The sequence below is a fragment of the Micromonospora sp. NPDC048907 genome (assembly GCF_055586885.1).
In genome coordinates this window covers 297118-312595 of the sequence record NZ_JBVJHI010000003.1, presented here as the reverse complement: position 1 = coordinate 312595, position 15478 = coordinate 297118, and the positions used below count along the sequence as shown (strand labels likewise).

Annotated in this window: 11 protein-coding genes and 1 pseudogene; 7 read left to right on the top strand and 5 right to left on the bottom strand. The window is 75.4% G+C overall.

The features are described 5' to 3' along the window. The first annotated feature begins 60 nt into the window (after window positions 1-60). Window positions 61-1455, top strand: coding sequence for a M1 family metallopeptidase (locus tag ACZ6PY_RS10925; protein ID WP_466071210.1), 1395 nt, complete (start codon window positions 61-63; stop codon window positions 1453-1455). A 91-nt stretch (window positions 1456-1546) separates the two neighbouring features. Next, the gene (locus tag ACZ6PY_RS10920; protein ID WP_466071208.1) at window positions 1547-3004 is read left to right on the top strand and encodes a M1 family metallopeptidase; all 1458 of its coding nucleotides are present in this window, start codon (window positions 1547-1549) and stop codon (window positions 3002-3004) included. Window position 3005: 1 nt separating this feature from the next. On the opposite strand, the gene ACZ6PY_RS10915 is transcribed toward ACZ6PY_RS10920, so the two are convergent. Then, the gene (locus ACZ6PY_RS10915) at window positions 3006-4118 is read right to left on the bottom strand and encodes an LCP family protein (protein WP_466071206.1); all 1113 of its coding nucleotides are present in this window, start codon (window positions 4116-4118) and stop codon (window positions 3006-3008) included. 145 nt (window positions 4119-4263) lie between these two features. Here ACZ6PY_RS10915 and ACZ6PY_RS10910 point away from each other — a divergent pair, with 145 nt between their 5' ends. Together ACZ6PY_RS10910 and guaA are read left to right on the top strand one after the other, a co-directional pair. Further along, window positions 4264-5961 (top strand): FAD-dependent oxidoreductase, encoded by a 1698-nt coding sequence (locus ACZ6PY_RS10910; protein ID WP_466071204.1) that lies wholly within the window; start codon window positions 4264-4266, stop codon window positions 5959-5961. A gap of 68 nt (window positions 5962-6029) precedes the next feature. Next, window positions 6030-7583: a glutamine-hydrolyzing GMP synthase gene (guaA, locus tag ACZ6PY_RS10905; protein WP_466071202.1), complete on the top strand. Its 1554-nt coding sequence runs from the start codon at window positions 6030-6032 to the stop codon at window positions 7581-7583. Between the two features lie 7 nt (window positions 7584-7590). On the opposite strand, the gene ACZ6PY_RS10900 is transcribed toward guaA, so the two are convergent. Continuing rightward, entirely contained in the window at window positions 7591-8013 is a 423-nt protein-coding gene (locus ACZ6PY_RS10900; RefSeq protein ID WP_466071200.1) for a PspC domain-containing protein, read from the bottom strand. A gap of 144 nt (window positions 8014-8157) precedes the next feature. Here ACZ6PY_RS10900 and ACZ6PY_RS10895 point away from each other — a divergent pair, with 144 nt between their 5' ends. The 3 genes from ACZ6PY_RS10895 (at window position 8158) to ACZ6PY_RS10885 (ending at window position 11407) form a co-directional block, all read left to right on the top strand. Next, window positions 8158-9105 carry an NUDIX hydrolase gene (locus ACZ6PY_RS10895; RefSeq protein WP_466071198.1) on the top strand — a complete coding sequence of 316 codons (948 nt, stop codon included), beginning with the start codon at window positions 8158-8160 and terminating at the stop codon, window positions 9103-9105. 133 nt (window positions 9106-9238) lie between these two features. Next, window positions 9239-10150: an NUDIX hydrolase gene (locus ACZ6PY_RS10890; RefSeq protein WP_466072054.1), complete on the top strand. Its 912-nt coding sequence runs from the start codon at window positions 9239-9241 to the stop codon at window positions 10148-10150. A 345-nt stretch (window positions 10151-10495) separates the two neighbouring features. Then, window positions 10496-11407, top strand: a complete 912-nt coding sequence (locus ACZ6PY_RS10885; protein ID WP_262283123.1) for a CDP-alcohol phosphatidyltransferase family protein — start codon at window positions 10496-10498, stop codon at window positions 11405-11407. 58 nt (window positions 11408-11465) lie between these two features. Here ACZ6PY_RS10885 and ACZ6PY_RS10880 read toward each other — a convergent pair whose 3' ends face one another. The 3 genes and pseudogenes from ACZ6PY_RS10880 to ACZ6PY_RS10870 form a co-directional block, all read right to left on the bottom strand. Then, entirely contained in the window at window positions 11466-12713 is a 1248-nt protein-coding gene (locus tag ACZ6PY_RS10880; RefSeq protein ID WP_466071196.1) for a phosphatidylserine decarboxylase, read from the bottom strand. A gap of 625 nt (window positions 12714-13338) precedes the next feature. After that, window positions 13339-13614, bottom strand: a pseudogene (locus ACZ6PY_RS10875) (hypothetical protein); the annotation flags it as partial. Next, entirely contained in the window at window positions 13611-15431 is a 1821-nt protein-coding gene (locus tag ACZ6PY_RS10870) for a PspC domain-containing protein (RefSeq protein WP_466071195.1), read from the bottom strand. The gene ACZ6PY_RS10870 and the pseudogene ACZ6PY_RS10875, both read right to left, overlap by 4 nt. Between the last annotated feature and the right edge of the window lie 47 nt (window positions 15432-15478).

Genomic DNA, 15478 nt, shown 5'->3' with positions numbered 1-15478 from the left:
CCGACGGCGCGGGTGGGCATTCCGGTCCCACCCGCGCCGTCGCGCGTCTAGGCTCGGCGGATGACGCGGGGCCGGCGGTGCGGCGCGGCGGTGCTCGCCGTCGCGGTGCTGGCCGGCGGCTGCACCGGGGACGGCGACGGGCGGTTCCGCCCGGGCGCGGCGGACGCGGGCGACCCGTACGTGCCGGGGTCCGGCAACGGCGGCTACGACGTCGGGCACTACGCGCTGAAGGTCCGCTACGACCCGGCCGACGACCGGCTCGCCGGCGACGCCGTCCTGACCGCCACCGCCACATCGGCGCTGTCCCGGTTCCAGCTCGACCTGGCCGGCCTGACCGTCGACCGGGTACGCGTCGACGGCGCCCCGGCGAAGCACCGGCGCGACGGTGCCGAGCTGGTCGTCACCCCGCCGCACGGCCTGCCGGCCGGGCAGCGGTTCACCGTCGAGGTGACCTACGGCGGGGTGCCGGAGCCGCTGCCCAGCACCGAGCTGGGCGACGGCGGCTTCCGGGCCACCGGGGACGGGGCGATCGCGCTGGGCCAGCCGGAGTCGGCGAGCACCTGGTACCCGGTCAACGACCATCCCTCCGACAAGGCCACCTACGACATCGAGGTGACCGTCCCGGCCGGGCTGGCCGCGCTGAGCAACGGGGTGCCGAAGGGAACGGAGAGCAGTGGCGGCTGGACCACCTGGCGCTGGTCCGAGGGCGCGCCGATGGCCAGCTACCTGTCCACCCTGGTGATCGGCGACTACCGGGTCCGGACCGGCACGCACGCCGGGAAGCCGATCGTCACCGCCGTCGCCGGCACGCTGCCCGCCGACGGGCCGGCCGCCACCTCGGTGGCCCGCACCGGCGAGATCGCCGACTTCCTGGCCGGCCGATTCGGGCCGTACCCGTTCGACGCGTACGGCGGGATCGTGGTGGCCGACGACGGGATCCGGTACGCGCTGGAGACCCAGTCCCGGCCGGTCTACGGGCCCGGCTTCTTCCGGGGCACCGGCCCGAACACCGAGGTCGTCGCGCACGAGCTGGCCCACCAGTGGTTCGGCGACAGCGTCTCGGTGGCCCGGTGGAGCGACCTCTGGCTCAACGAGGGCTTCGCCACGTACGCGGAATGGCTCTGGGCGGAGCACGACGGCGGGCGCACCGTCGAGCGGGCCTTCGCCGACCGCTACGCGGTCACCGACTGGAGCCGGCCCTCGGTGGACCCGGGCCGCGCCGCCATGTTCGGCGACGCGGTCTACCAGCGCGGCGCGCTGGCCGTGCACGCGCTGCGCCGGGCCGTCGGCGACGCGACGTTCTTCCGCGTCCTGCGCGGCTGGCTGGCCGAACGCCGGAACGGCACCGCCACCACCGCCGACTTCATCGGGTACGCCGAGCGGACCGCCGGGAAGCCCCTGCGGCCCCTCTTCGACGCCTGGTTGATCGGGGCGAGCCCGCCGGCCCTGCCGTGACGCGGGCGTGATCGATCCTGGGTAGGCTGCCGCGGGCGGAGCGGCCCCGGGCAGGGCCGCGCCGGTACCTGCTCCGGGAAGGATCGAGGCGATGGCGCGGCGCGGCGGACGACGACGGCTCGGGCTGCTGCTCTGTGGAGGGTTGCTGCTCACCGGCTGCGGTGCGACCGAACCGGACCGGGCGGCCCCCGACCCCACCTCGCCCAGCCCGACGGCCGGGCGCAGCTTCGCCCCCGGCGCGCCGGGCGCCGGCGACCCCTACTTCCCGAGCTACGGCAACGGCGGCTACGACGTGGCCCACTACACCGTGCGGGTGCGCTACGACCCGGCGACCGACAAGCTCACCGGCACCACCACGCTGCGGGCCACGGCGACCGCCAACCTGTCGGCGTTCAACCTGGACCTGGCCGGGCTGACGGTGCGGTCGGTCACCGTCGACGGGGCCAAGGCCGGCCACAGCCGCAGCGACGACGAACTGGTCGTCACGCCGGCCACCGGCCTCACCTCGGGCAACGGCTTCGTCGCCGAGGTCCGGTACGACGGCCGGCCGGCCGCGCTCGACAACGACGTGCTCGGCGAGGGCGGCTGGCTGCACACCGCCGACGGGGCGATCGCGCTCGGCCAGCCGGAGTCGGCGAGCACCTGGTACCCGGTCAACGACCACCCCTCGGACAAGGCCACCTACGACTTCGAGATCACCGTGCCGAAGGGGCTCACCGCGGTCAGCAACGGGGTCCCGAAGGGGCGGAGCACCAAGGGGGACTGGACCACCTGGCGCTGGTCCGAGGGCGCCCCGATGGCCAGCTACCTGACCACGGTGGCGATCGGGAAGTTCCGGATCACCACCGGCGAGCACAAGGGACGGCCGGTGTACAGCGCGGTCACGAAGCAGGTGGCCGAGGGCGCGCCCGACCGGTCGATCGCGCGGACCGTCGAGGTGGCCGACTACCTGGAGAGCATCTTCGGGCCGTACCCGTTCGACGCGTACGGCGGCGTGGTGGTCGCCGACGACCGGATCCGGTACGCGCTGGAGACGCAGGGGCGGCCGGTCTACTCGGCCGGGTTCTTCCGGCAGGGCGACAACACGGGCGTGGTCGCGCACGAGCTGGCCCACCAGTGGTACGGCGACAGCGTCTCCGTCCAGCGCTGGCAGGACATCTGGCTCAACGAGGGCATGGCCACGTACGCCGAGTGGCTGTGGGCCGAGCACGCCGGCGAGTCCACCGTCCAGCACACCTTCGAGCAGAAGTACGGGACCGCGTCGAGCCAGGTCTGGCGCACGCCGCCGGGCCGGCCGGGGGTGGCGAACCTGTTCGGCCGGTCGGTCTACGAGCGGGGCGGGATGGCCGTGCACGCGCTGCGGGTGGCGATCGGCGACAGCGCCTTCTTCACCGTCCTGCGCACCTGGGCGGCGGAGAAGAAGCACGGCAACGCCACCACCGACGAGTTCGTGGCGCTCGCCGAGCGGGTCTCCGGCAAGAAGCTCGGCAAGCTCTTCGACGCCTGGCTCTACGGCACCGAACGCCCGCCGGCCCCGAAGCCGCTCTGAGTCAGTTCTTCACCCGCAGCGAGGGGTGCGCGGCCAGGTAGGCGTCGGCGCCGCCGCCGCGCAGGGCGGTGAGGAACTGCCGGCCCACCGGGCGCAGCTGCTCGCCCCGGTAGGACGCGCCGCTGCCCACCCCTTCGCCGGGGAGGCCGACCAGGACGAACCTCTCCGCCGGCAGGCCGCCCAGGGCGTACGCGAAGTCGACCAGCCGGCGGCCGCCGCCGACGTACACCAGGGTCCTGCCCAGCGCGGCGACCACCTGCTCGACCCGGTCCGGGTCGCGGGCCAGCCCCTGGTCGAGGATCTTCCGGGCCAGCGCCCGGACGAGCTGCTGCTGGTGCCGCTGCCGGGTGTAGTCGCCGCCGGCCGTGTAGCGCTGGCGGGCGTAGTCGAGCGCCTGCCAGCCGGTCAGGTGCCGGTTGCCCGGCTGGTAGACCATCTGCGGCCCGGTGTAGGTGCTGCCGGTCCGGTCCCGGTAGCGCCCGTCCGGCCGGCGGTGGATCGAGGCGACCCGCTGGTCGACGTAGAGGTCCACGCCGCCGAGGGTGTCGACGAGCTTGTCGAACCCGCCGAAGGTGATCACCGCGCCGGCGTCGATGCGCAGCCCGGTGTACCGGCTGACCGTGGTGCGCAGCAGCTCGTACCCCTGCGCCGTGCTGGGGTGCTTCTTGTCGCCGGGGACCCGGCTGCCGTAGCTCATCGCGTGGGTGAGCTTGGTCCGGCCGCCCGGGTAGCCGGCCTTCGGGTAGGCCGGGATGTCCACCACCAGGTCGCGGGGGAGCGAGAAGAGGTACGCGCGGCCCAACCCGGCCGGCACGTGCAGCACCAGCACGGCGTCGGCGTGCGGTTCCCAACCGGGCACGCTGATCCGGGTGTCCACGCCGACCAGCAGGAGGTTGAGCGGCCCCTTGAGGTCGGCGCCGGGCGGCGGGGTGGGGCTGGAGGTCACCGGGGCCGGGGTGGCCGGGGCGGCGGTGGACGGGCTCGGCGTGCCCGGCCCGGCGACCGGGCCCGGCGACGGGCGGGAGACCAGCCGGGTGGTCACCACCGCGCCGGCGGCGACCAGCACCACGGCCACCAGGGCGGCGAGCCCCAGCAGCAACCGTCGACGCGTCATCGTGGTCTCCTTCCCCGTCTTCCACTCGACGCGCGACGGAGGGCCGTCGGTTGCCCGGGCGGGAATCCCGTGTCATCGAGCGCTCTGCATGATCTGCGAAAAACTCTCGCTGGCGCTATAGCTACCGGTCGGTAATGATGCGTGCATGCGGTACGACGTGGTCGTCATCGGGTCCGGCTTCGGCGGCAGCGTCACCGCGCTGCGGCTGGCCGAGAAGGGTTACAGCGTCGGGGTCCTGGAGGCCGGCCGGCGCTTCGCCGACGACGAGTTCCCCCGCACCTCCTGGCGGGCGAGCCGCTTCCTGTGGGCCCCGAGACTCGGCTGCTACGGCATCCAGCGGATCACCCTGCTGCGCTCGGCCGACCGGAAGGCCGGCGGCGGGGTGCTGGTGCTCGCCGGCGCCGGCGTGGGTGGCGGCTCACTGGTCTACGCGAACACGCTCTACGAGCCGCTCGACGCCTTCTACGCCGACCCTCAGTGGCGGGACATCACCGACTGGCGCGACGAACTGGCCCGCCACTACGACCAGGCGAAGCGGATGCTCGGCGTCACCACGTACCCGCTGCACACCGGGGCCGACCGGGCCATGCGGGCGGTGGCCGAGCGGATGGGGGTGGGGCACACGTTCCACTCGACGCCGGTGGGCGTGCACATCGGCCGCCCCGGCGAGCGCGTGCCCGACCCGTACTTCGGCGGGGTGGGGCCGGACCGGACGGGGTGCAGCCACTGCGGCTCGTGCATGACCGGCTGCCGGCACGGCGCGAAGAACACCCTGGTCAAGAACTACCTCTGGCTGGCCGAGCGGCTCGGCGCGCAGGTCCACCCGCTGACCACCGTGACGGCGGTACGCCCCGCCCCGGAGGGCGGCTACGCCGTGCACACCGAGCGCACCGGGGCCTGGGTGCGCAGGCACCGCCAGGTGATCCACGCCGACCAGGTGGTCTTCGCCGCCGGCGCGCTGGGCACCCAGCGGCTGCTGCACGAGATGAAGGCGACCGGGGCGCTGCCCCACCTGTCACCCCGCCTCGGCGAGCTGACCCGCACCAACTCGGAGGCCATCCTCGGGGCGTCGGTCGGGCCCGGCCAGGCCCGGCGGCGCGGCCTCGACTTCACCGAGGGGGTGGCGATCACCAGCTCGTTCCACCCCGACCCGCAGACCCACATCGAGCCGGTCCGCTACGGCAAGGGCTCCAACGCCATGGGGCTGCTCCAGTCGCTGCTGGTCGACGGCGGCCCGCACCGGATCCGGCGCTGGCTGGGCAGCATCGTCCGGCAGCCCGGCCTGGCCGCCCGGATGCTCTCGGTGCGCGGCTGGTCCGAGCGCACCGTCATCGCGCTGGTCATGCAGTCGGTCGACAACTCGCTCACCACCCGCTACCGACGCGGCCGGTTCGGCCGCCGGCTGGTCTCCGGTCCGGGGCACGGCGCGCCCAACCCGACCTGGATCCCGGCCGGCAACGAGGCCGTCCGGCTGCTCGCCGAGGAGATCGACGGGACGCCCGGCGGGGCGGTCACCGAGCCGTTCAACATCCCGATGACCGCGCACATCCTCGGCGGCGCGGTGATCGGCGACAGCCCGGAGCGCGGGGTGATCGACCCGTACCACCGGGTGCACGGCCACCCGGGGCTGCACGTGGTGGACGGCGCGGCCGTCTCGGCGAACCTGGGCGTGAACCCGTCGCTGACCATCACGGCGCAGGCCGAGCGGGCCATGTCGTTCTGGCCCAACAAGGGGGACGAGGACCCCCGACCGCCGCTCGGCGCGCCCTACCGCCGCCTCGCCCCGGTGGCCCCGGAACAGCCCGCCGTGCCGGCGCACGCCCCCGCCGCGCTGCGTCCCTGAGCGACGCGGCGCGCGACACACCGGGGCGCGGCCCGCGGGGAGGGTGACTGTCGGTAGGGTTGCTGCACATGAGCACGCCTCGCCCCGTCCTCGTGGTGGACTTCGGAGCCCAGTACGCCCAGCTCATCGCGCGCCGCGTCCGCGAGGCGAAGGTCTACTCGGAGATCGTCCCGCACTCCATGCCGGTGTCCGAGATGCTGGCGAAGGATCCGGCCGCGATCATCCTGTCCGGCGGCCCGTCCAGCGTCTACGCGCCGGACGCCCCGCAGATCGACGCCGGGATGTTCGACGCCGGCGTTCCGGTGTTCGGCATCTGCTACGGCTTCCAGGCCATGGCGCAGGCGCTCGGCGGCACCGTGGCACGCACCGGCAACCGCGAGTACGGCGGCACCCCGCTGCACGCCCGTCCGGAGGCCGGCGTGCTGCTCCGCGACCTCCCCGACGACCTGCCGGTGTGGATGAGCCACGGCGACTGCGTCACCGAGGCCCCGGCCGGCTTCACGGTCACCGCCGAGTCGGCGGGCGCGCCGGTCGCCGCGTTCGAGGACCTGGCCGGCCGCCGGGCCGGGGTGCAGTTCCACCCGGAGGTCGGGCACACCGCGCACGGCCAGGAGATGCTGGCCCGCTTCCTGCACGACATCGCCGGCATCGCGCCGACCTGGACGCCCGAGAACATCATCGACGAGCAGGTCGCCCGGATCCGGGCGCAGGTCGGCGACAAGGAGGTCATCTGCGGCCTGTCCGGCGGCGTCGACTCGGCGGTCGCCGCGGCGCTGGTGCACAAGGCCGTCGGCGACCAGCTCACCTGCGTCTTCGTCGATCACGGCCTGCTCCGCGCGGGCGAGGCCGAGCAGGTGGAGAAGGACTACGTGGCCGCCACCGGCATCAAGCTCAAGGTGGTCGACGCCCGCGAGCGGTTCCTCGGCGCCCTGGCCGGGGTGACCGACCCCGAGCAGAAGCGCAAGATCATCGGCCGGGAGTTCATCCGGGTCTTCGAGGCCGCCGCCCGGGAGATCGCCGCCCACGGCGACGTCGAGTTCCTGGTGCAGGGCACCCTCTACCCCGATGTGGTGGAGTCCGGCGGCGGCACCGGCACCGCCAACATCAAGAGCCACCACAACGTCGGCGGGCTGCCGGAGGACCTGAAGTTCGCCCTGGTCGAGCCGCTGCGCACGCTGTTCAAGGACGAGGTCCGGGCGCTCGGCCTGCAGCTGGGGCTGCCCGAGGCGATGGTCTGGCGGCACCCGTTCCCCGGCCCGGGCCTCGCCATCCGGATCATCGGCGCGGTCGACGAGGAGCGCCTCGCCGTGCTCCGCAAGGCCGACCTGATCGCCCGGCAGGAGCTCACCGCGGCCGGCCTGGACCGGGGCGTCTGGCAGTTCCCGGTGGTGCTCCTGGCCGACGTGCGCAGCGTCGGCGTCCAGGGCGACGGGCGCAGCTACGGGCATCCCGTGGTACTGCGCCCGGTCTCCAGCGAGGACGCGATGACCGCCGACTGGTCCCGGCTGCCCTACGAGGTGGTGGCCCGGATCTCCACCCGGATCACCAACGAGGTCGCCGAGGTCAACCGGGTGGTCCTGGACGTGACCAGCAAGCCGCCGGGCACCATCGAGTGGGAGTGACGCCGGCTCAGGCCGCGGGCGGCGCCGGCGGCTGAGGCGCCGGCCGGGGCGCCGGCTCGGGCGTGGCCGGCGCCGCGTACGGGCCGGGGATCGTCGGCGCGGTCGGCGCCGGGTACGAGCCAGGACTCGGCGCCGCGTACGGGCCCGGGGTCGTCGGCGGGACCGGCGGCCAGCCGGGCGCGGTGCCCGGGGGATGCGGCCAGGCGGGCGCGCCCGCCGGCTCCTCGGGCATCAGGAACCACATGATCGGGTACGCCAGCGCGGCGATCCCGCCGGTGAGCAGGGTGGCGACCGCGAAGGCCACCCGCACGAGGGTGGGATCGACGGCGAAGTAGCGACCGAGGCCGCTGGCCACGCCGGCGAGCATCCGGTCGGTGACCGGCCGGCGGAGCTGCTTGTACGGGGCCTGGGAGGGGTTCGTGGAGGTCATGTCTCCACGGTCCCCCGCGGTCGGGCGGGCGACCTCGGTGACCGCCCGGACTCCTACCCTGACGCGTCCCTGAGGCGCCAGCAAAGAGTCAGGAATCTGACTCTTTTCGATGCGGGTAACCGCAGCCGGGGAGAATTTCCTCCCGTGACCACCTTGCTGGAGCCGCTCCGCAGGATCGCGGCATACGCAGTTTGTGCAGATTCAGACGGCCGAGTGTTGCTGGTCCGCGCATCGGAGCGCTCCGGCACCCCCGGCACGTGGTCGCTGCCCGGCGGGGCGGTCGACCACGGTGAGGACCCCAAGCACACCGTCGTCCGGGAGACCGCCGCCGAGACCGGCCTCTCGGTCGCCGTCGCCGCCCTCCAGGACGTCCTCGCCGACATGCGGGCGCTGCCCGAGCGCGGCATCACGATCCACACCGACCGGCTGCTCTACACGGTCTCGGTGCGGGGCGGGACGCTCGCCGACCGGGTCGACCGCCCCACCGACCTGGCCCGCTGGTTCACCCTCGACGAGGCCCGGGAGCTGCCGCTGCGCTCGTTCGCGGCGCGCGCCCTGGGCCTGCCCACCGCCACCGACGACATCGTGCCGGAGGAGGTGCCCGAGTTCCCCTCGTTCTACGCCGTCCCCGGTCCCGACGGGCTGCACCGGGCGCAGCGCTTCGCCGCGTACGCCGTGGTGACGGACCCGGAGGAGCGGGTCCTGCTCACCCGGGTCTCCGACGGCTACCCGGGCGCCGGCTGCTGGCACCTGCCCGGCGGCGGCACCGACTACGGGGAGCAGCCGGGCGCCGCGTTGATCCGGGAACTGGTGGAGGAGACCGGGCAGACCGGCCGCCTGGTCGAGCTGCTCGGGGTGGCCAGCCACCGGGACGCCGCCTCGCTCGGCCCGGAGGGCTACCCGATCGACTGGCACGGCGTCCGCGCCTTCTACCGGGTGGTCGTCGACCAACCCGCCCCGCCCACCGTGGCCGACGTCGGCGGCTCCACCTGCGAGGCCCGCTGGTTCCGCCGCGAGGAACTTGGCGCCCTCCCCACCGACCGCCTCACCGAGGTGACGGCCGAAGCGGTCCACGCCGCCCACCTGATCTGACCACCCCGCCCCGCGTCCGTGCGCCCGCCCGCCCCAGGCCGTTGATCATGAGGTTGACTGTGTGAAATGTCCGTCCCGGTGCCGCTAACCTCATGATCGACGGAGTTGGCGGTGGGGAGTGGGTGCGGGCGTGGTGGAGGAGCGGCGGCGGATCGGGGCGCACGGGGTGTTGCGGGACCCGGGTGGGCGGGTGCTGCTGGCGCGGGGGTCGGCGGCCTGTTCCTTTCCCGGGGTGTGGCAGCTGCCGGGGGGCGGTATCGAGCACGCCGAGCATCCGGCGCGGGCCGTCGAGCGCCAGTTCGCCGAGGAGACCGGGCTGATCGTCGCGGCGGGCGCGATCCGGGGCGCGGTCGCCGACGTGGCCACCTTCCCGTCCGACGGCGTCGCCGTGCACACCGACCGGCTGGTCTTCGACGTCGAGGCGCGCGGCGGTGAACTCCGCCCCGAGCCGGCCGGGGGCAGCGACGAGCTGGGCTGGTTCACCCCGGACGAGGCGGCGGCCGTGCCCCTGATGCCGTTCACCGCCGAGCTGCTCGGAGTGCCGGTGTCGCCGCTGCCGGCGGGCCTGCCCCGCGCGCTGCCGCCCGCGCTCGCCGCCCCGGACGCCGACCGGCGCCAGCGCTTCGCCGCGTACGGGCTGGTCACCGACCCGGCGGGGCGCGTGCTGCTCACCATGATCGCCGACGGCTACCCGGGCGCCGGGCGGTGGCACCTGCCCGGCGGCGGCACCGACCACGGCGAGCAGCCCGCCGCCGGCCTGCTCCGCGAACTGGTCGAGGAGGCCGGCCAGCTCGGCCGGGTGGTCGACCTGCTGGCCGTGGACAACATGCACAACCCGGCCGCGCTCGGCCCCGAGGGACGGCCGTTGGACTGGCACGGCGTACGCGTCATCTATCGGGTCCGGGTGGACGCCCCGACGGAGGCCGTGGTGACCGAGCTCGCCGGAGGCTCCACGGCGCGCGCTGCCTGGTTCGCGCCGGACCAGGTCAGGGGCCTGCGGATGACGGAGGTGGCGGCCCGCGCAACCGGACAACGGGGTAGCTGACACCCGCTCACCGAGCCGCCCTGGGCCTCCTCCGGTACAGTCGGTGGCAGGGATTGGCCGACGAAAACGGGCGATGAGGCCCGAGATGGGAATAACTGAGCGGTTCGTGCGGTTAAGAGAGTTATAAGTACCGCCGGCAGCTATCGCCAACCCCCTATCCCCTGTGCAATGGTGTACTCCGCAAATGGGCTGCCGGGCCCGAAAGGTCCGGCACGAGACAGCCGGACACCCGCCCGCGTGGCGGTCACCCGATCCGGTGATGGAGGAAACGTGCCGAGAGCCCCATGGCGCCGGCGTCGTACGACTGACAGTCCGCGCCCCGCAGGGCGTCGCTGGGCGGGCCGGTTGCGCCGCAGCAGCACGTTCGCCCGCCAGGTGCTGCTGGTCCGGGTGGGCCGCCGGGACGGCGCCGCCGTCACCGGGACCGACCTGGTCACCCCCGACCACCGCTGGTCCGACCGCCAGCGCCGCCGCTACGGGCGGTACGAGGCCGAGGTCGAGGCCGTGATGCCGGTCAGCCCGGCGCTCGGCCCGGCCACGCCGGTCGACGAGTCGCCGGCCATGTCGATCCCGCTGCTGCCGGGCGAGCGCACCGCCGCCCGCCGGGCGAAGTTCGCGCTGGTCAACGCCTGCACCCTGAGCAGCCTCGTGCTCGGCATGCTGGCGATCTTCCTGGCCATGCAGGGCGAGGTCCGGATCGCGGCGCTCTGCCTGATCGCCTGCGTCGCGTTCGACGGCCTCGACGGGGCGCTGGCCCGCAAGCTCAACGTGGCCAGCCCGTTCGGCGCGCAGATGGACTCACTGGCCGACATGTGCTCGTTCGGCCTCGCCGCGCCGGTCGTGGTCTACGCCTCGCTGGCCGGCTCGGTGCCGCCGGCGGCCGCCGCGGTCGCCTGCGCCCTGGTCGCGGCCTGCGCCGCCATCCGGCTCGCCCGGTTCAACGTCTCGCCCAAGGACGGCCGGTTCTTCTGCGGCGTGCCGACCACCATGGCGGCCGCCGTGCTGGCCCTCACCGTGGCGATCGGGGTGCCGGTCTCCGGGCTGGTCATGGTCGCCGGGGTGGCGCTGCTCGCCTTCGCCATGGTCTCCAGCTTCCCCTACGCGAAGCTCGCCCGGCTGGTGAAGCTGCCGCCGTGGCTCTGGCTGGCCCCGGTGGTCGGCGCGCTTGTCGACATCCGGCTCACCTTCGCCCTCGTGGTGGTGGGCTACCTGGTCAGCGGCCCGGTGCTCTGGCTGCGCCAGCGCCACACCGCCTGACCCGCAGCACGCGAGAAGGGGCGCCGCGGAAGCGGCGCCCCTTCTCGCGTTCCTGGGATCAGTTCCAGCGGGCGATGACCGTCGACCCGCCGACCACCTTGTCACCCGGGCCGACCAGCGGCTCGGCGGCCTCGGCCGGCAGGTAGACGTCGGTGCGGGAGCCGAACCGGATCAGGCCGAAGCGCTCGCCCCGGGCCAGCAGCGCGCCGACCGGCGCCCGCTGCACGATCCGGCGGGCGATCAGCCCCGTCCGCTGCGCCACCACCACCGTGCCGTGGTCGGTGTCCAGCACCGTGTACGCGGCCACGTTGTGCTCGGCGTCCGGCTTCATGGCGTTGACGAAGCCGCCGTCGGCGACGAAGTAGTCCACCACCTTGCCGGCCACCGGTGAGCGGTTGACGTGCACGTCCAGCACGGACAGGAAGACCGCGATCCGCAGCCACTCGCCCTCGCCGAAACGCTCGTCGTGCAACCGCTGCACCGACAGGACCTGACCGTCCGCCGAGGCGACCACGGCCGACGGGTCCTCCGGCACGTCCCGCTCCGGGTCGCGGAAGAACGCGGCCACCGGTGCGGCGGCCAGTGCCGGCAGCAGCCAGAGCTTGGACTTCGGCCGGGCGGCCCGGGCCAGCGCGGCCAGACCGAGGGTGATGCCGGCCGCGGCCACGCCGTTGGAGTCGATGTGCATGCCCCGGGTCAGCGGCACGCTCGACGGCCGGTACGCCGGGGACAGCGACGCGGCCAGCGCGGCCGGCGCGGGAGTGGAGCGCAGGTGGTGCACGCGTACCGGCGGGGAGTTGCGCAGCACCAGGTCGGTGCGGACGCCGTGCAGCACCCCCTGCCGGTCCAGCTCGGCCCCGGCGCCCTCGGTGCGGAACAGGGGCGCGGCCACGCTCAGCACGGCCCCCTCGGCGAGGTACTTCGTCAACCCGTCGACGGCGGTGCGGGCCTCCTCGGCGGTGCCGGTGAACGCCTCGGCCGCGATCACCACCGCGGCGGCGTCCGCCTCGGCGAGGGTGTCGACCACGCGTACCCGGTCGGCCACCCAGCGGCCCTGAGCCGTCACGTGCGCGCGGAGCGCCGCCGCGGAGGCGCCCTCCGCCGGCACGACCGTGAGCCGGTCGCCGGGGAGCAGCGCCTCGATCGCCGCGGCCAGCACCGCGGACTCCGGGGTCGCGCCGACCAGCAGGCCGGCCTTCGCGTCGTTACGCCGGGCGAACTCACTGACGAGGGTGCGGGCGGCGCGCTCGCCGACGCGGACCGCACCGGCGGGACCGGTGACGCGCACGGCGGGGGACTGGGTCATCTCGGACGGGCTCCTGACGAGGTAGAGACGGAAGGCGGCGGTGCCGACCCGGGCGACCCGGCCGACCGGGCGCCCCGGCCGCGACCGGGGCGCCACGGGTGGGCCGGCCGGCGGAGGCGAGATCTCCACCAGCCAGCATAGGCGGCGCCGGCGGCCCCCCGCACCGCCGCGGTCAGCCCGGCCCGTCCCCGCCGGCACGCGGGCCGCCCCCCGGCCGGTCCGCCGCGTCGTCGACCGCCGGCAGCTCGCGGGTTGCCGGCCCGGCCGTGCCGTCCCGGCCCTCCGTCGCGGTCGGCAGCTCGCGGGTCGCCGGCTCGGCCGTGCCGTCCCGGCCGTCGGTCGCGGTCGGCAGTTCGCGGGTCGCCGGCTCGGCCGTGCCGTCCCGGCCGTCGGTCGCGGTCGGCAGCTCCCGGGTTGCCGGCTCGGCGCTGCCGTCCCGTTCCCCGGTCGCGGCGGGCAGTTCGCGGGTCTCGGGATCCGCCCGCCCCTCCGGCGCCGGCTCGACCGGGGACAGCTCGCGGGTCGCCGGCTCGCCGGGCGACCAGCGTGGCTCGGCGTCGAAGGGACGGTCCTCCCGGGCCGCGAGCGGCGCGTCGGTCACGGCGTCCGTGGCCCACTCGTCCGCCTCCTCGGCCGTGGGTGCGCCGGCCCCGCCGGCCGGCGTGCCGGCCTCGTAGGGGGCGGACACCGTCGTCTCCGCCGCCGGCGGCTCGGTGTGCCGGCCCGAGCGCAGTGCGCCGACCAGCCCGAGCAGTCCGATCAGGATCAGCGCGCCGGCCAGGAACCAGCCCACCGGGGGAAGCGCCAGCCCGAGGATCCGGGCCAGCAGCCACCAGGCGGACAGCCCGAGGAAGGCCAGCCCGAAGGCGAAGGACACGATGTCGGTGCGGTGAGCCTTCACCGGGTCACCTCCAGGTTTCCGGCGTTCACGTGGACCAGCAGGCGCAGCGTGCCGCCGCCGCGGCCGTCCGGCCCGAGGTCGGTGTTCTCCCACTGGCGGCCGTTCAGCCCGCCGGTCCGCCGGCCGAAGACGGTGGCGTCACCCGCGTTCACGTCGGCCACGGTGGTGACGTCGACGTTCGGCGGCACGACCACCGTCGCCTTGCCGAAGTTGACCTCGACGGTCACCTGGGTGTCCTTCTTGTCGAAGTCGACCGCCCGCAGGTCCAGGACGGCGTCGCCGAAGTTGTTCTCGTACCGGTCGGCCAGGTCCCGGTAGTCCGCCGGCGCCCAGGTGACGTTCCCGTCGATCCCGCGGACCCGGTCGTAGGAGTCGGCGACGGTGGCGATGCCCAGCGCCGCCGCGGTCACCAGACCGAGTGCGATCAGCCAGCGGGCCCGGCCGAACCAGGTGCCCACGAGCAGCCCGAGCCCGATGGTGGCCAGCACCGCGGCGAAGTAGCCGGCCGCGCCGACCGGGAACACGTCGAGCAGGTCGAGCATCGCCACCACGCCCAGCGCCAGGAAGATCAGCGAGAACGTGACCGCGCCGAGCGCGGAGCGCTCCTTCGGCCGCTTCGGCGGCCGGGCCGGCCGGGCCGGCGCGGGCGGGGCGGGTGGGGCCGACCCGGCGTACGGGCCGTGCGGGGCGAACGGCGGCCGGTAGCCGCCCGGGGGCAGTGGCGCGCCCACCGGGGCCGGCGGCGGCACGGCGGCGGGCTCGGCGTAGGGACGGCCGCTCGTCGGCGCGGCGGACCACGCCGCGGCCTCCGTGCCGGGCCACGCCTCGCCGGCCCGGCTGCCCGGGACGGCCGGCGGCCGGGCCAGGGTGGGCTCCGGCTCGGACCAGGCGGGCTGGGCGACGCTCGTCGCCGGCCAGCCGCCGGCGGACACCGGCGCGGGCGGGTATCCCGGCTCGGGCCGGGCGGCCGGCGGGGCGGTGACCGGCTGTTCGGCGGACCAGGGCGTCGGCGGGGCCTCGGCCGGCTCGTTCGGCCACGGCGGCGCGGCCGCGGCCGGCGTGCCGGGCCAGGGCGCCGACGGGGTGGCCGGCGGGACCGGTCCGGCCGCGGCCGGCACGTCGGGAGCGGGCGCGGCGGCCGCCGGCGCCGGCCAGGCCACCGGGGGGACCGGACCCGGCGGCGGGCCGGGGGGCGCGCCGGGCGCCGCCGTCCGGGCGGCCGGGCCGCGCTGGTCGCGGTTGAGCAGCAGCGCGCCGCCGATCAGGATCACCGCGCCGAGCAGGATCGCCCGGAAACCGTTGGTGACGACGTAGCCGAAGCCGACCGCGACCACGATGCTGAGCACGATCACGGTGATCGGGGACATGCTGGACCGGCCGCGGCCGAGCATCGACTCCACCGGCGACGCGGTGTCTCCCTCGCCGGGGATGATCAGCCACGCGGTGACGTAAACCAAAAGGCCGATGCCGCCGAAGAAGCCCAGCACGGCCAGGAGCACCCGCCACAGCACCGGGTCGGTGTTGGTGGCCCGGCCGATCGCCGCGCAGACGCCGGCCAGGTAGCGGCCCTCCCGGGGGCGGACCAGCCCGTACCGGGAGGTGAAACCGGCGGCGCCGGGCGGTGGGGCGTACCCGGTGGGTGGCGGGTCGGCGAACGGCGTGCCGCCGGCGGGCGGCGGGCCCGGCGGCGGGGTGGATCCGAACGGCGGGGGCGCCGTGGCGTCGGCGGCGGTGGGCGCCGGCCCCGGCGGGGGTGGCGGTGGCCCGTCCTGTGCTGCCGCCCCGGGGCGGGGCGGACGGGCAGCGTCCTCGGTCATGACTCCGATCCTGCTGCCCGGGCCGCCCGAGCGTCCTCAGGACCCGA